Source organism: Methanococcoides mangrovi (assembly GCF_052057775.1).
Taxonomy (GTDB): Archaea; Halobacteriota; Methanosarcinia; order Methanosarcinales; family Methanosarcinaceae; genus Methanococcoides.
This window is the reverse complement of the sequence record NZ_CP195121.1, coordinates 408934-424499: the sequence shown is the minus strand read 5'-3', so window position 1 is coordinate 424499 and position 15566 is coordinate 408934. Positions and strand designations below refer to the sequence as shown.

General features: G+C 48.4%; 16 protein-coding genes. 14 read left to right on the top strand and 2 right to left on the bottom strand.

All coding sequences use genetic code 11. The features are described 5' to 3' along the window. Positions 1–7: 7 nt before the first annotated feature. From ACR3I3_RS02160 to cyaB, 3 genes are read left to right on the top strand one after another with little or no spacing between them, the layout of a single operon-like run. Positions 8–1180 carry a thiolase domain-containing protein gene (locus tag ACR3I3_RS02160; protein WP_440952940.1) on the top strand — a complete coding sequence of 391 codons (1173 nt, stop codon included), beginning with the start codon at positions 8–10 and terminating at the stop codon, positions 1178–1180. 5 nt (positions 1181–1185) lie between these two features. Continuing rightward, a complete protein-coding gene (locus ACR3I3_RS02155; protein WP_440952939.1) occupies positions 1186–1575 on the top strand; it encodes a Zn-ribbon domain-containing OB-fold protein in 390 nt (129 codons plus the stop codon). 1 nt (position 1576) lies between these two features. Then, positions 1577–2095 carry a class IV adenylate cyclase gene (gene cyaB, locus ACR3I3_RS02150; RefSeq protein WP_440952938.1) on the top strand — a complete coding sequence of 173 codons (519 nt, stop codon included), beginning with the start codon at positions 1577–1579 and terminating at the stop codon, positions 2093–2095. Positions 2096–2168: 73 nt separating this feature from the next. Here the strand turns inward: cyaB and metG are convergent, their stop codons facing one another. After that, complete coding sequence (metG, locus tag ACR3I3_RS02145; RefSeq protein ID WP_440952937.1) at positions 2169–4214, bottom strand: methionine--tRNA ligase; 2046 nt, start codon at positions 4212–4214, stop codon at positions 2169–2171. A gap of 131 nt (positions 4215–4345) precedes the next feature. Between metG and sppA the strand changes: the two genes are divergently transcribed. Next, complete coding sequence (gene sppA, locus ACR3I3_RS02140; protein ID WP_440952936.1) at positions 4346–5614, top strand: signal peptide peptidase SppA; 1269 nt, start codon at positions 4346–4348, stop codon at positions 5612–5614. Positions 5615–5736: 122 nt separating this feature from the next. Here the strand turns inward: sppA and ACR3I3_RS02135 are convergent, their stop codons facing one another. Beyond that, on the bottom strand, positions 5737–6663 hold the full coding sequence (locus tag ACR3I3_RS02135; RefSeq protein ID WP_440952935.1) for a ribose 1,5-bisphosphate isomerase: 927 nt from the start codon (positions 6661–6663) through the stop codon (positions 5737–5739). A gap of 195 nt (positions 6664–6858) precedes the next feature. On the opposite strand from ACR3I3_RS02135, the gene ACR3I3_RS02130 reads away from it, so the two are divergent. The 10 genes from ACR3I3_RS02130 (at position 6859) to rpl12p (ending at position 15516) form a co-directional block, all read left to right on the top strand. Then, positions 6859–8223 (top strand): NAD-dependent succinate-semialdehyde dehydrogenase, encoded by a 1365-nt coding sequence (locus ACR3I3_RS02130; RefSeq protein WP_440952934.1) that lies wholly within the window; start codon positions 6859–6861, stop codon positions 8221–8223. Between the two features lie 43 nt (positions 8224–8266). Then, positions 8267–9061 carry a class I SAM-dependent methyltransferase gene (locus ACR3I3_RS02125; protein WP_440952933.1) on the top strand — a complete coding sequence of 265 codons (795 nt, stop codon included), beginning with the start codon at positions 8267–8269 and terminating at the stop codon, positions 9059–9061. Between the two features lie 153 nt (positions 9062–9214). Further along, entirely contained in the window at positions 9215–10648 is a 1434-nt protein-coding gene (locus tag ACR3I3_RS02120; RefSeq protein WP_440952932.1) for a D-aminoacyl-tRNA deacylase, read from the top strand. Between the two features lie 101 nt (positions 10649–10749). Beyond that, positions 10750–11853 carry a cell division protein FtsZ gene (gene ftsZ, locus ACR3I3_RS02115; protein ID WP_440952931.1) on the top strand — a complete coding sequence of 368 codons (1104 nt, stop codon included), beginning with the start codon at positions 10750–10752 and terminating at the stop codon, positions 11851–11853. A gap of 192 nt (positions 11854–12045) precedes the next feature. Continuing rightward, on the top strand, positions 12046–12243 hold the full coding sequence (locus tag ACR3I3_RS02110; RefSeq protein WP_440953727.1) for a protein translocase SEC61 complex subunit gamma: 198 nt from the start codon (positions 12046–12048) through the stop codon (positions 12241–12243). Between the two features lie 4 nt (positions 12244–12247). Then, complete coding sequence (locus ACR3I3_RS02105) at positions 12248–12706, top strand: transcription elongation factor Spt5 (RefSeq protein WP_440952930.1); 459 nt, start codon at positions 12248–12250, stop codon at positions 12704–12706. A gap of 72 nt (positions 12707–12778) precedes the next feature. After that, positions 12779–13264 (top strand): 50S ribosomal protein L11, encoded by a 486-nt coding sequence (locus tag ACR3I3_RS02100; protein ID WP_440952929.1) that lies wholly within the window; start codon positions 12779–12781, stop codon positions 13262–13264. Positions 13265–13503: 239 nt separating this feature from the next. Beyond that, positions 13504–14145 (top strand): 50S ribosomal protein L1, encoded by a 642-nt coding sequence (locus ACR3I3_RS02095; RefSeq protein WP_440952928.1) that lies wholly within the window; start codon positions 13504–13506, stop codon positions 14143–14145. Continuing rightward, complete coding sequence (locus ACR3I3_RS02090) at positions 14142–15167, top strand: 50S ribosomal protein L10 (protein ID WP_440952927.1); 1026 nt, start codon at positions 14142–14144, stop codon at positions 15165–15167. The genes ACR3I3_RS02095 and ACR3I3_RS02090 overlap by 4 nt, the downstream gene beginning before the upstream one ends. Positions 15168–15213: 46 nt before the next feature. Continuing rightward, positions 15214–15516 carry a 50S ribosomal protein P1 gene (gene rpl12p / locus ACR3I3_RS02085; protein WP_440952926.1) on the top strand — a complete coding sequence of 101 codons (303 nt, stop codon included), beginning with the start codon at positions 15214–15216 and terminating at the stop codon, positions 15514–15516. Positions 15517–15566 lie beyond the last annotated feature (50 nt).

Sequence of the window (15566 nt, the reverse complement as noted above, 5' to 3'; positions counted from 1 at the left end):
TGTTGATATGAGAGACGTAGCAATTATTGGTGTAAAGAACACAAAGTTCGGAGAAATGTGGGATCGCTCCTTCAGGGACATCGTCGTTGAGGCAGGTGTCGGAGCTATTGAGGATTCAGGAATTAGCGGCGACAGGCTTGATGGCATGTATGTCGGTAACATGAGTGGCGGACAGTTCGTTGAGCAGGAGCACATCGGTGCTTTGATCGCTGATTATTCAGGCCTTGCACTGGATCTTCACGTACCTTCAACACGTGTTGAGGCAGCCTGTGCTTCCGGTGGTCTTGCATTCAGGCAGGCAGTGATGGCAGTCGCTTCAGGACATGAGGACATTGTCATGGCAGCAGGTGTGGAGAAGATGACCGATGTCTCATCCACTGCAGCCTCCGCAGCTCTGGCAGCAGCGGCAGATCGCGAGTGGGAAGGCATAATGGGTGCAACGTTCCCGGGTCTCTATGCAATGATCGCAAGGATGCACATGCACCAGTATGGCACAACCAGTGAACAGCTGGCAGAAGTGGCTGTCAAGAACCACAAGAACGGTTCCATGAACCCCATTGCACAGTACAAGAGCCCGATAACTGTGGACAGTGTACTGAACTCCATCATGGTGGCAGACCCATTACACATATTCGACTGTTCCCCGATCACAGACGGTGCTTCAGCAGTGGTACTGGCCCCTGCAGAGATCGCACATGAGTACACGGACACTCCTATTTACATAAAGGCGACAGCACAGGCAAGCGATACCATCGCACTGCATGACCGCCGTGATATCACAACACTGGATGCATCCGTTGCAGCAGGTAAGCGTGCATTCGAGATGGCAAAGATGACACCTGCTGACATCGACCTTGTTGAGGTCCATGACTGTTTCACCATTGCTGAGATATGTGCCATCGAGGACCTTGGCTTTGCAAAGAAAGGTGAGGGTGGAAAGATGACCGAAGAGGGAGAGACTGCGATCGGCGGAAAGATCGCTGTGAACACTTCCGGTGGTCTGAAGGCATGTGGCCACCCTGTGGGTGCTACCGGTATCAAGCAGGTCGTTGAGATCACCCAGCAGTTGCGCGGTGAGGCCGGCGGACGTCAGGTTGACGGCGCAGAGGTTGGAATGACCCACAATGTCGGAGGTTCCGGCGCGACAGCAGTTGTACACATTCTAGCGAGGGAGAGGTGATATCGATGTCTGTAGCAAGATTCTGGAGAAAGCAGATCCACAGGTACAACCTTGTGGGAACACACTGCAAGACCTGTGATACATACTATTATCCTCCACGTAACGTATGCCCCAAATGCAGGCGTGATGGTGAGATCGAGTCACACAAGTTCTCCGGTCCCGGAGAGATCGTGACCTACACTGTCATCCACACAGCAGCAGAAGGCTTTGAGCACCAGGCTCCTTATGTACTTGGCATTGTCCAGCTGGACGAGGGTCCAAGGTTCACTTCACAGATCGTCTGCAAACCTGAGGACGTTCAGATAGGAATGAGGGTCAGACCGGTGTTCAGGAAGCTCGGTGAGGGCGGTGACAAGGGTATGATCTACTACGGAACCAAGTACGTCCCTGCATAAGATGATAGAGATCGAGATCAAAGTGCGTGCCGACCATGGTCCTGTCAGGGACAGGATACTGGAAATGGGTGCGCACAAGGTCCGCACTGAAGATCACCTTGATGTGTATTACAATGCACCTCATCGTGATTTCGCTAAGACCGACGAAGCATTGAGATTGCGCAGTGTCAATGGCGGCACGCGCATGACCTACAAGGGCAGGAAGCTCGACAGCGTTTCCAAGACAAGGGAGGAGTTCGAGACTCCTGTGGACGGGGAGGCTGCGAAGGGCATTCTTGTCTCCCTTGGTTTTTTTGAATCCGGTATTGTAAAAAAGACACGCGATATCTACAGATACGAAGACATAACCATCTGCCTTGATTCGGTTGATGGTCTTGGAGAGTTCGTGGAAGTGGAGTCCGTGGCAGACTCGGATGTTGACTCTCACAGGGAACGGTTGTTCGAATTCCTTGAAAGCATCGGATTAAAAAAAGAGGATTCCATCAGGACATCCTATCTTGAGATGCTGATGGAGAAATAAAAGGAGAATATTCTCCTTTTTTTGTTTTTTACAGTTTTTGAATTTACTTATTTTAACAAATCTGATTGTATGATCACATTATGCCGTTTCCGGCACCTGTCTCCTTCTCAGGCTGCAACAGGATTGCCTTTCCGTCCTCGTCGGTCCCTGCAAGTACCATTCCGTTTGACTCCACTCCGCAGAGCTTTGCTGGTGCAAGGTTTGCAAGTACAAGGACCTGCTTGCCAGGGAGCTCCTCAGGTGGGTGTGACTCCTTGATGCCGGCTACGATCTGGCGTGGTGCTTCCTCGCCAAGGTCGACCTGCAGCTTGAGCAGTTTCTTGGATTTCTTTATCTCCTCAGCGGAAACGATGGTTCCTATCCTGAGGTCAAGTTTTGAAAAGTCGTCGAATGTGATCAGTTCTTTCATCTCCTTAGGTTCTTCTTTTTCTTCCTTGCCACTCTGTTTTGCAATTGCTTCCCTGACCCTTGCAGATGCGATAGCTTCCATCTGCTCGGTCTTCTCATCCTCTATCTTCTCAAAGAGGATGGATGGTCCTTCAAGTGGTGTGCCAGCTTTTATGAGCACTGTGGCTTCATCGTATCCTGCTGCGTGCACATCCGTGTCCATTCCGATCTGCTTCCATGCATCTTCCATCTTGCCTGGCAGGATCGGTTCAAAGAGCAGGCACAGTGCCTTTGCGATCTGTATGCAGTTTGCAACAACCTCTCCGCATGCGTCCTTGTTCTCTTTTATGAGCTTCCATGGTTCATTGGACTGGAAGTAGCTGTTTCCGTATGATGCAAGTGCCATGGCAGCATCTGCATATTTCTTGAACTCATAGTTCTCCATTGCATCTTTTCCAGCTTCGATGGTCGAATCGATCTCGTCAAGTGTTTCCTGCCTGATCTCGCCTGCAGGGATCTCCTCGAAGTTCTTGTGTGTGAACAGGAGGGTCCTGTAGAGGAAGTTCCCGAATACACCTACAAGTTCAGTGTTGACCTTGTCCTGGAAGACCTTCCATGAGAAGTTCAGTTCCTTGGTGTGTGAGGTGTAGCTTGCCAGGTAGTAGCGTAGCAGGTCCGGGTGGAATCCGTGGTCAAGGTAGTCCTCACCTACCCAGACGACATATCCGCGGCTTTTTGAGAACGTCCTGTCCTCGATCTTCACCATTCCGGATGCGACAACTGCCCAGGGCTGGCTGTATCCAGCACCCTTGAGCATGGCCGGCCAGAAGATACAGTGATGGTATATGATATCTCCGCCGATGAAGTGAACGATGCGTGAATCTTCTTTCCAGAATTTCTCCCAGCTCTCATTGTTTGCCTCTGCCCATTCCTCGGTGAATGCGATGTATCCGATAGGTGCATCCACCCACACGTAGACCACAAGATCATCGTGGCCCGGGAAGCGCACTCCCCAGTCAAGGTTCCTTGTGATGCACCAGTCGGTCAGCTCCTGCTTGATCCATCCCAGTGCATAGTTCCTTGCATTGAGCGTTCCCTCAAGCTTTTCCAGATGCTCTATCAGGAAGTCCTTGAACTCGGAAAGCCTGAAGAAGAAGTGCTCCTGCTTCCTGTATTCTGCAGGTCCGCCACATGTAGTGCAGGTGGGGTTCTCAAGTTCTCCCGGTTCAAGATGCTTTCCGCATCCCTGGTCGCACTCATCTCCCCTTGCCTCTTCCTTACAGTGGGGGCATGTTCCTTTCACATACCTGTCAGGGAGGAAACGGTCACATGAAGGGCAGTATGCGATCTCGATGGTCTTCGGGAACACATAACCGTTCTCGATAAGCTTGTTTACGATGTCAGTGGTACGGTTGTGATTCGTAGGGTCATCGGTGGTGCCGAATGCATCGAACAGCACACCCATCTGCTTGAAGGTCTCATCGAAATGCTTGTGGTATATCTTGATGAGCTCCTTTGGTGTGGTGTTCAGTTCTTCCGCATTGAATACGATAGGGGTTCCGTGGGTATCGGAACCACATACGAAAGTAACCTCCTGTCCTGTTTTTTTGAGGGACCTTGTGAAAATATCTGCGGGGATATAGGTACGCAAATGGCCGACGTGAGCCTTTCCATTTGCATATGGCAGTCCGCATGTTACGAGGACCGGTTTATCTGATGGGAATTTGGACATCTTGTATCTCCATAATCATTAGTTTCCTTTTGCATGGTCTGCAATAATAAAATATATTTCGCTTATTTAATCCCTTAAGAGAAGCTTTTTGAATGTTCACGCCAATCTACAATATATATCAGAGGTATTGGATGACCGATATTGAAGAACCCGTTAACAGGAAAGATGATACTGAGGAGCTTCGTGAAGAGGTTCTGATAGAATCTACCGAGGAGGTACCGGACCTCGGGGCATTTGAGATGACCCCGGAACCCGATTACACGGAGATACTGGACAGGGCTCATGAGGACGGTGACCTGACGGGCAGTGTCGTTGTACCTTCAGGTGAGTTGTCGGAAGATGAGATCGTGGGATACAATCCTCCTGTAGAGGTCAGTGAAGAGACTGCAGGGAGTACAGGGGCAAAGGCTGCAGAGGAAGTAAAGGCTGCAAGTGAGCCCAAAATCTCTCCGGAGAGGGCAACAGAGCCTCCTAAGGCTCCAAAAAAGAGCCACAAATTGCAGTATTCTGCATTGTTCATCGCTTTGATGCTTATCATCGGTGGAAGTTTTGCGGTCATCTATCTGTCCTTTGGCGGAGAGATCTATACTTCCAATGATAAGGTCGCAGTGATCTATGTCCAGGGAACAATGCTTACGGGCAACCTCCCTTCAGGTTTTGGGTATGCAACATCCGAGGATATATGCAACAGCCTGCGTGAAGCGGCAGCAGATGAAAGTGTTAAGGCCATAGTCCTGAGGGTGAACAGCGGAGGCGGATCCCCGGCAGCTGCCGAGGAGATAATTACCGAGATAGAGAATGTGCAGGCTCAGGGTATCCCTGTGGTGGTTTCCATGGGTGATGTGGCTGCAAGTGCCGCTTATCATATTTCCGCACCTGCCGACCTTATCCTGGCAAATCCTTCTTCCGTAACCGGAAGTATAGGTGTGATCGGTATCTACACGAACCGCTCGGAGTATTATGATAATGAAGGCATAGAGTTCTACGTCGCGAAGTCCGGCGAGTTCAAGGATATGGGTGGCGACTGGAGAGGCCTTTCCTCCGAGGAGAAGGAGTATGCTGACACTGTGGTTCTAAAGGTCTATGACCTGTTCATCACCAGTGTTGCAGAGCACCGGAACATGACAAAGAGCGAGGTTAAGGATATCGCCGATGGTCGTGTCTATATCGCTGCGGATGCAAAAGAGCTCGGTTTGATCGATGACTTTGGAAACCTGTATGATGCCATCGATGCAGCTGCCGAGCTTGGAGGTATCGAAGGTGAGGCGACAGTATATTACATTAACAGGCCATCCCTCTCGAGCATACTTTTCGGCACAGAGGAAACATTCTCAAAAGACACTGTAAAGCAACTGGCAAGCTATTATGAGGATAGCCCGGTTGGAATGATCGTCGAGTGATCGGCGGTCAGGCCTTTTTCTTTTCTGAATTAGTGTAAAAAAAAGAAGTGACCTTTTATCGATCACTTTGATATCATTGATATCTTTTATCTTCAATATTGGGCTAGTTTTTTCGTTACTCCTTATCCCATATGTGAGAGCTCCCATCCGAGATGTTCCTTGATGATGGTGTATGCCATTTGTGGAGGGAAAGCCCCGACCTCGGTGATGATCAGATCGATGTATTCGGCAGGAGTGATGTCGAATGCGGGATTTTTTACCTTCACGTTTGGAAGTGCTGCAAGTATCTCCTGATCAATTACTTCCTCTGCTGACCTCTCCTCTATATCGATCATATCTCCGAGGATGGTGTTCGGACTGAACTTAAATGTCTCGGCAACGCTCAGCACGTTCTTCCTTGCCTCGTGTGCTGCATGTGCCAGCTGGGAGGTCCCTACCTTGTTCACAAGGGCTCCATTGACGGTTATGGCATCAGCCCCGACTATTACTGTGTCGACCTCCTTCATGCAGTACCTGACAGCGGAATCCACGATCAGTGTGGTGGGTATGCCATAATCGTTCAGTTCCCTTATGGTTATGAATCCCTGTCTCCTTGGGCGTGATTCGGTGGCAATTACCGAGATGTCCTTTCCCTGTTTGAAGGCTGTGGATATTACAGATAGTGCTGCATGGGAGTTGCAGTGTGTCATGATGACATCGCCGTCATGTATCCTTTTGGCACCGATCCTGCCCATTCTCTCAAGGGCTTCTCCTGCCTGTTTGAGGAACACATCTGCGTTGCGTATGATCTCTTCCCTTGCTCCTGCAACATCATCGGCACTGTGGCGTTTTGTGATCTGGACCGCATTTGGAAGTGATACGGCTGTGGGGCGTGTCTGGATAAGTATGTTGGCAGCTTCGTCCACCTTTTTGTTGAAATCCTTTATGTTGGTGACTTTCAGGTCTATCACATAATCACGGAGTGCAGCAGAAGCGGCTTCAGCTATCCTTCCTGCTCCACGTATCTCCATCGTCCTGATCTTCTCTGCTGTGTCAAGTAATTGCTTCATGAAGTTATATTTGAAGTATGTGCATTTATAGGTATGTGGTTGGCCTTTTCTGGATGATCTATGTGTCTGCCTTCTTTTTATGAACCATTACGTTCTGGCCTTATGTGATGTTCTATGAAGTCCAAAGTTTACATCCTGGCATTGCCAGTTCCAAATCCGCCTCTCTTATATCAAATCAGTAACAATTACCCAACCATGAATACGATGATATCAGTAAACCCCGCTACAGGGAAGGTCAATGGTGAGTTCGGGATGAACTCTCCTGAAGAAGTTGATACTATCCTCAAAAAAGCGAGTGAAACATTTCTTGAATGGAGGTCACTGGCTGCTGCGGAGCGGGCTGTCTATCTTGAAGAGGTTGCTGATGTACTTCGAAAGGACAAGCAGGATCTTGCAGAGACCATTACAAAGGAGATGGGTAAACCCATAAAACAGGCTCTTCCCGAGGTTGAGAAATGCGCTACCATGTTCGACTACTTTGCACAGAACATAGAGTCACTTCTTGAGCCTGATGTTGTGGATGGTGACCCTTCGGCCCTGATATCATTTGAGCCCATGGGGGTAATACTTGCCATCAAGCCCTGGAACTTCCCTCTCTGGCAGGTACTGAGTGCTGCTTCTCATGTGCTTGCAGGCGGGAACACAATGGTGCTGAAACACTCCAGCTATGTACCAATGTGTGCGCTTAAGATCCAGGAGGTCTTTGAGAAGGCGGGTGTTCCGGAGGGTGTTTTCCAGACGCTTCTTGTGGACGGTGCCACTGCATCCTCTCTGATCTCAAGGCCGGAGATCGCAGCTGTATCGTTCACCGGCAGCCTTCCTTCAGGTCAGAAGGTTGCTGAAGCTGCCGGGAGGAACATGAAAAAATGTGTCCTTGAGCTTGGTGGCAGTGATCCTTTCATCGTACTGGAAGATGCTGATCTCGAGGAGGCTGCAAAGGTAGGTGTTTCAGGTCGTTTTATCAACACGGGTCAGACCTGCATATCTTCCAAACGCTTCATTGTTGCAGAGTCTGTAGTGGATGAGTTCACTTCCCTGTTTGTGGAGAAGACGCGTGCCCTTAAGCTTGGTGACCCCCTGGATCCTGAAACAGACCTTGGGCCGCTTGTGAGCGGGGAACAGGTCGAACTGCTTGAAGAACAGGTCAGGGAGGCAGTCTCAATGGGTGCAAAGGTGTTACTTGAGGGTGGCCGTCTGGAGGGTGAGGGTTACTACTTCTCACCTGTCGTGCTCACGAACGTGACCCCGGAAATGGGGGTCATGAAGAACGAGACGTTCGGGCCGATAGCTCCTATCATCTCGGTCAGGGATGAGGCCGAGGCTTTGAAGATAGCGAATGCATCTGAGTTTGGTCTGGGTGCCAGTGTCTGGAGCTCTGATGAAGTGAAGGCATCCTCAATTGCCTGCCAGATCGAGGCCGGCGTTGTTGGCGTGAATGGCTTTTTCAGGCCTCAGGCGAACATGCCTTTTGGTGGTGTCAAGAAGAGTGGCATTGGACGGGAACTTTCAAGGTTCGGCTTCTATGAGTTCATGAACATCAAGTCCACAAGAGTGTACTGATGCGTCCCATTGTTTTATTTAATGCATATCCGGAAGTGTTCCAATGAAGTCCTTGAAATATCCTGCTGATATCCCTGAGGATCTCTTGCATCTGGTCCCAAAGCGTTTCGATGTCATAGGGGATATTGCGGTTGTATCCATACCTGCGGAACTGAAGGCTCATAAGATCTCTGTTGCAGAATATGTCGCTTCAAAAAGAGGCAATATCAGGTCAGTGCTCAACAAGGTGACGAAGCTGGAAGGCGACCATCGGGTTGCGGGTTTCGAACTTCTGATCGGTGACAGCACGTTAACGACACATTCGGAATTCGGTTTCAGGTACAGGATGGACCTGAAGGATGTCTTTTTCAATGGAAGGCTCTCTTTTGAGAGAAAAAGGGTTGCTTCAATGGTCAGGGAAGGGGAGGATGTGCTTGTCCCCTTCTGCGGTGTAGGTCCTTTTGCAATTCCTGCTGCAACAAGGGGTGCAAACGTGATTGCACTTGAAAAGAACCCTGAGGCCTGTAAGTGGCTGGCGGTTAACATCCGGCTCAACCATGTGGAGGACAACATATCTCCTGTCCTCGCAGATGCATCATGCATAGGGAACCTCCTGAAAGCTGATTTTGACAGGGCGATCATTCCTACTCCTTACGGTATGGACGACTTCCTGGGGGAGGTCCTTCCTCTTGTAAGGCGTGGCGGGAATTTGCATTTTTACACGTTCAAGGCACGGGAGCAGATCGATGATGTGATCGGGAATTGTTCTGAGATGGGACTTGATGTGACCGGTTACCGCCGGTGCGGGAATGTTGCTCCCGGGATCGGCAGGTGGGTATTTGACATGGTGAAGTTATGACATTTCCTTTCGTGTCATCTGGGGAGAGGTAAAGGTTATTAGTTGTGCTATTGTAGTTGTTGTGGAAAGTTTGTGAGCTATTAATTGCGCTATACATTGCCTGATATCCATGACCGGATCTAAAAACCAACTCACTACTGGGGTTCTTTGATCATGCAGAATACTATCGAGAAGGAAAGTTCTACGAACATAATCATAATCTGTTCTACTGTTGACCTGGCAGGTCAGAACATAAAAGGCCATTTGCTCAGATCAAGAGACTGGGATCAACTGGAGGTACCACAGGCTCTGGTCGAGGATGTGTCCGAGGTCTATGAGAGTGACGATCTTCGTATCGTTGAGGTCAAAGAACATCACATCTATCAGGACGGGATCGATGAGAAGTTAAAGCAGGCGGGAATACCCTGTGATCTCATTATCTTTGCCTCAAAGCACAGGAGTGCTGATGGGAGGCGTTTGTTAACATCACATTTTACTGGTAATCCCGGCTCTGCCGATTTTGGTGGTAATCCCGGAGAGCTTGCAGTGGCAGCTCCTTTTGCTTTGCGTTCAATTCTCCTGTCTATGTCCGAAAAGGCAGGAGAGATCGGGTACGATGTATCTATGGAATCAACACATCACGGTCCTTCGGACCTGAAGGTTCCTTCGGTATATGCCGAGATCGGAAGCTCGGAATCGGAGTGGGTGGATCCCGATGCCGGTGCTATTGTTGCAAGTGCTATTCTTGGAGTGCAGCAGGAAAAATGTCCTGTGGCCCTCGGCTTTGGCGGTGGTCATTATGCAGCAAGACAGACAAATCTCATATTCGGTTCTGATGTAACTTTCGGACACAACTTCCCGGATTATCAAATTCCTCATGTTGACGGGAAACTTTTCCGGCAGGCAGTCGAGAAATCCGGTGCAGAACTTGTGTACTGTGACAGGAAGTCAATGTCATCCGGTGCCCGGAAGAAAATAAATGACCTGGCCGAGGCATCAGGACTTGAGATCTTCAGGGAGAGTGATATCATGGAAATGAAGGGTATTCCCTTTAACTATTTCCTGACCTTTCTGGACAAGGTCAGGGATCATGATCCTGCAGGTCGTGTAAAGTTCTCTGAAGGCATCAGGAATAAGCTGGATGAGCTGGCTACTGGCATGGGGCGGGATCAGGTAGCCGTTACAACGGTAAAGGTGGATCCCCAACTGATTAAACTTACTAAATCCGTGGACCTTGAAGCTTTGAAGAAAGTGCTTCAGAGTTCGGATATGGTTTATTTCGAATTGGATGATTCGACAGTATCAAATGTCTTCTTCACTTTCTGGAAGCAAGATGCAGAGGGTTTCCTGCTCTTTATGATAGATGAATGCATTAAAATACTAAAAGAACGTTATGATACTGAATACATTTTCGATGAAAATGTGTTGTGCATTACGGATGATAGGTTTAACCCCGATCTCGCACGTAAGATGGGAGTTCTTCCTGGTCCCATGTTTGGGAAACTGGCTGGCGGCGAGCCGGTTACGATAGACGGGAAGATCATCGAGCCAGGAATGGTGCGTGAGAGGATCAAAAAAAGTTTTGTGATTAATAACGCAATCTTTTGATTTAATGGTTAAATTATAGTAAAATCTAACATGCGTATTGCAGTAGTACTGTATAATTCCAATAATACATTTGATCATTTCGCTATAGTGGAGGAGAAATTATGAAATCCATAGTAGAAGAGGCATTGGCACGATCTGCAGATGAGGGGGCAATTCGTTCCGTCACTCCAAAACAGAATGACATCAATGCAGAACTCGAAGCTATGTTACGAGATCTGCAGACAAATATCAAGGTCATTGGTTGCGGTGGCGGCGGTTCGAACAGTGCTCAGCGCATGGCTCAGGAGGGCATCAAGGGTGCACAGCTTGTTGCGGTCAATACTGATGCACAGCACCTTTTGAACGTTTCTACAGACAACAAGATCCTTATCGGCAGGAAGAAGACCAGGGGTCTTGGTGCCGGCAGTCTGCCACAGATCGGTGAGGATGCTGCACTTGAAAGCATCGATGAGGTGCGTGCAATTGTAGATGGCACTGATATGGTGTTCATTACAGCAGGACTTGGCGGAGGTACCGGTACAGGTTCCGCACCGGTTGTTGCCGAGGCTGCACGTGATGCAGGTGCACTGACGATCGCTGTGGTCACTCTTCCATTCGCTGTCGAAGGTCAGGTAAGACGCACCAACGCCGAAGCAGGACTTGAAAGGCTCAGGGACGTTGCAGATACTGTTATTGTAGTCCCTAACGACAAGCTCCTCGAGGTTGTCCCTAGACTGCCACTACAGGCTGCTTTCAAGGTCTCCGATGAGGTTCTCATGAGGGCTGTGAAAGGGATTACCGAGCTTATCACAAAGCCGGGTCTTGTAAACCTTGACTTCGCTGATGTAAGGACCGTCATGCAGAACGGTGGCGTTGCAATGATAGGTCTTGGTGAGGCAGATGGTGAGAACAAGGCTGTGGAATCTGTCCAGAAGGCACTTAGAAGCCCGCTTCTTGATGTGGATATCTCCGGTGCTACATCTGCTCTTGTGAATGTTGTAGGTGGTCCTGATATGACCATTGCAGAGGCAGAGAGCGTTGTACAGGAAGTCTACAGCAGGGTCGATCCTAATGCAAGACTGATCTGGGGTGCCCAGGTGGATCCTGATCTTGAACACTCAGTACGCACAATGCTTGTTATTACTGGTGTTAAATCTCCGCAGATCTATGGAAGCGGAAGTTCCCAGAACGTCACAAGGAAATATGGCATCGATTTCGTAAAATGAAAAGGAGTTATCTCCTTCTCTTTTTAATCAGATGTCTCTGTTACAGGGGTTCAATCGAAAGGTATTTTATATAGTACGTTATTTAAATGCCGCTACTAATTTATAGTATGGTCGAGGTGATGATATCCCCGATCTGATTACCCCGATCGATCATATACAATATAACTGGTTGTGAGAAGTTTGGCAGATAATATGTTTGAAGTGCCTAAGATAAACCGCAATGTCGGTCAAGTCCTTAAGTCATACCTGAGGGTATTGAAATTGTCCAAAAAGCCTTCAGGAGAGGAGTTCTCTATGATCTCTAAGGTCGCTGGCGCTGGTATTCTGGTGGTAGGCTTTGTTGGTTTTATCATCTATGTACTGCTGACAGAAGTACCAAAGTGGGTGTAACTCTATGGGTGAAGATGCCGCTATATTTGTTGTTAAGACAACTGCGAATCAAGAGCGCTCAGTTGCTGGAATGCTGGCACAGGTTGCCAGGAAGGACAATCTTGATATCAGGGCAATAATCGCTCCTGATGAACTTAAGGGATATGTACTTCTGGAATCTTCTGATTCCGGTGCTGTGGAACAGGCCATACAGACGGTCCCTCATGCAAGGGCTGTTGTCAAAGGCAGGTCCACTATAGCGGAGATCGCACATTTCCTTACACCAAAGCCAACTGTTACTGGTATTGTTGAAGGTGCAATCATCGAGATAACTTCCGGTCCTTTCAAAGGCGAGAAGGCACGTGTCAAGCGTGTTGATGAAGGTCACGAGGAAATTACGGTCGAGTTGTTCGATGCTGTTGTACCAATACCTATAACTATACGTGGTGATACTGTACGGATACTCAGTAAGGAAGAGGAATGACCCTTATCCGTAATGTATGCTTATATTTATAAACAAAACTTAATTTACAAAATTTAAAAAGGTGAATCTCTAATGGCAAGTGTTGTAGAAGCCTTGGTTCCTGGAGGTAAAGCAAATCCGGGACCACCACTTGGTCCTGCATTGGGACCTCTTGGTGTAAATATCAAAGATGTAATCGACCTGATCAACGAAAAAACTAAAGATTACAACGGAATGCAGGTTCCTGTTAAGGTAATTGTAGGCGATGACAAGAGCATCGAGGTCGAAGTGGGTACCCCACCAACAGCTGCATTGATCCTTAAGGAACTTAACATCCAGAAAGGCTCCGGTGAATCAGGTACTGTCAATGTTGGCGATCTTAAGATTGCACAGGCTGCAAAGATCGCTCGTATGAAGAAGGACGATATCCTTTCCTACTCTCTCAAGGCTGCAGTGAAAGAGGTCATGGGTACATGTGTACCAATGGGCGTTACTGTGGAAGGTCTTGATCCAAGGGAATGCCAGAAAGCTGTTGATGAGGGCAAGTTTGACGAAGCTCTTGCAGCAGAATCATGGTAATTAAGGATCGATATCTGATCTTAATGTCAAATGAGTTGGTCGGCCTCTCAGGCTGACCGATAAGTTTAAAATAATTGCTTCATTATTGAAGTGCTCGTAATAGAGATTAAAATCTCCTTACTTTAACCGTAGTAGGCCGCAGCGGCCGCATCGGTTGGTATGCAATGCTGTATGCCTGCCGGATACCGGGCATGTGCCCTGTATCTGAACATTTGTTCATTAACTACGGGAGGAATAGAATGGTAGAAGAGACTATATTAAATATGGTAAAAGAGTTGATCGAAGGATCCCCTGAGCGTAAGTTCTCTGAAAGTGTGGATCTGGCAATCAACTTAAAGAACCTCGATATGAGTCAGCCCAAGAACCGTGTTGACGAAGAGATTATTCTTCCAAACGGTCGTGGCAAAACCCTTAAGATCGCTGTTTTTGCAAAGGGTGAAGTTGGACTCAACGCTAAAGAAGCTGGTTCAGACTATGTCTTTTCCGAAGAGGACATAAAGGAACTTGGTGAGGACAAGTCCAAGGCAAGAAGTCTTGCAAATGAGTGTGACTTCTTCATTGCAGAAGTGCAGTACATGCCACTGATTGGTAAGACCCTCGGTACAGTTCTCGGTCCTCGTGGAAAGATGCCTGTACCTTTGACACCTGATAGGAACGTTGCAGATCTTATCAACACTACGAAGAACTCAATTCGTATAAGGTCAAAAGACAGACTTACCTTCCACGTATCAGTAGGTCGCAGGGACATGGATGCCGATAAACTGGCAGAGAACATCGAGACAGTTATGAACAGGGTCGAGCAAGCACTCGAAAAAGGCAAACATAACCTCAAGTCAGTTTATGTTACAACCACTATGGGTAAATCTGTGAGGTTGGTATGATGGAAGAACTTCACCACAGTGAGCATATTCCTGCTTGGAAGAAGCAGGAAGTTGAGGACATAAAGAACCTCATCACATCCTACCCATTAGTAGGTGTTGTGGGTATCGGAGGCATTCCTGCAAAACAGCTTCAGTCAATGAGAAGGAGCCTTAAGGATGTTGCTGTCCTTAAAGTGGCAAGGAACACTCTCATTAAGAGGGCGATCGAAGAGTCATCCGATGATGTCAAGAAAATGGATGATTTCGTCGAGGTTCAGACTGCACTGATATTCACAGAACAGAACCCTTTCAAACTCTTCAAGTTGCTTGAGAAGAGCAAGACCCCTTCCCCTATCAAAGGTGGGATGATCGCACCTAACGATATCATTGTGGAAAAGGGCCCAACAAGCTTCCCACCGGGACCTATACTCGGTGACCTGCAAGCTGCAGGAATCCCTGCTGCTATCGACGGCGGTAAGGTCGTGATCAGGGAGACAAAGGCAGTTGCAAAGGCAGGAGATGTCGTACCCCAGAAGCTCGCAGCCATGCTTGCAAGGCTGGAGATCTATCCACTTGAAGTTGGTCTTGATCTCAGGGCAGTTCTGGAAGAGGGTTCAGTCTTCACTCCAGATGTCCTTGCAATTGACGAGGTGCAGGTCTTTGCAGACTTCGTACAGGCAAGCCAGAAGGCATTCAACCTGTCTGTCAACGCAGCCTACCCAACAACCGAGAACATCAGCACATTGCTCGCAAAGGCAGCTACAGCATCCAGGAACCTTGGTATCAATGCTGTGGTCTTCGAGCCGGATGTCATGGGCTCACTGCTTGGCAAGGCACAGTGCGAGATGCTGTCTGTTGCATCAGTTGCATCCGGTAAGGATGAAGGTGCAATTGACGATGAGCTGAAAGAGGCACTTGGAGCAGCTGCAGCCGCAGCACCAGTTGCATCTGCAGCTGAAGAGGTCGTTGAAGAGAAGGAAGAAGAAAAAGAAGAGGAAGAAGAGGGTGACATGGCTGCCGGTCTTGGAGCACTCTTTGGATAAACTACTATCAAAAAACTAATACTAATAACATAAAAGGTGATTTACAATGGAATACATATACGCAGCACTTTTACTACACAACGCTGAGAAAGACATTACAGAAGAAGCAGTTACTGCAGTACTTACTGCAGCAGGAGTAGACGTAAACGAATCACGTGCAAAGGCACTCGTCGCAGCACTCGAGGACGTTGACATCGCTGAAGCAATGGCAACCGCAGCAGTCGCAGCAGCACCTGCAGCAGCACCTGTAGCAGCAGCAGCACCTGCAGAAGAAGAGGCACCTGCAGAAGAAGAGAAGGCTGAAGAAGAAGAGAGCGGCATGGCTGGTCTCGGAGCACTCTTCGGATAAATTCTTTTCAAAACCGATACTCGCATTATGCGAGTATCAACAATCTTTTT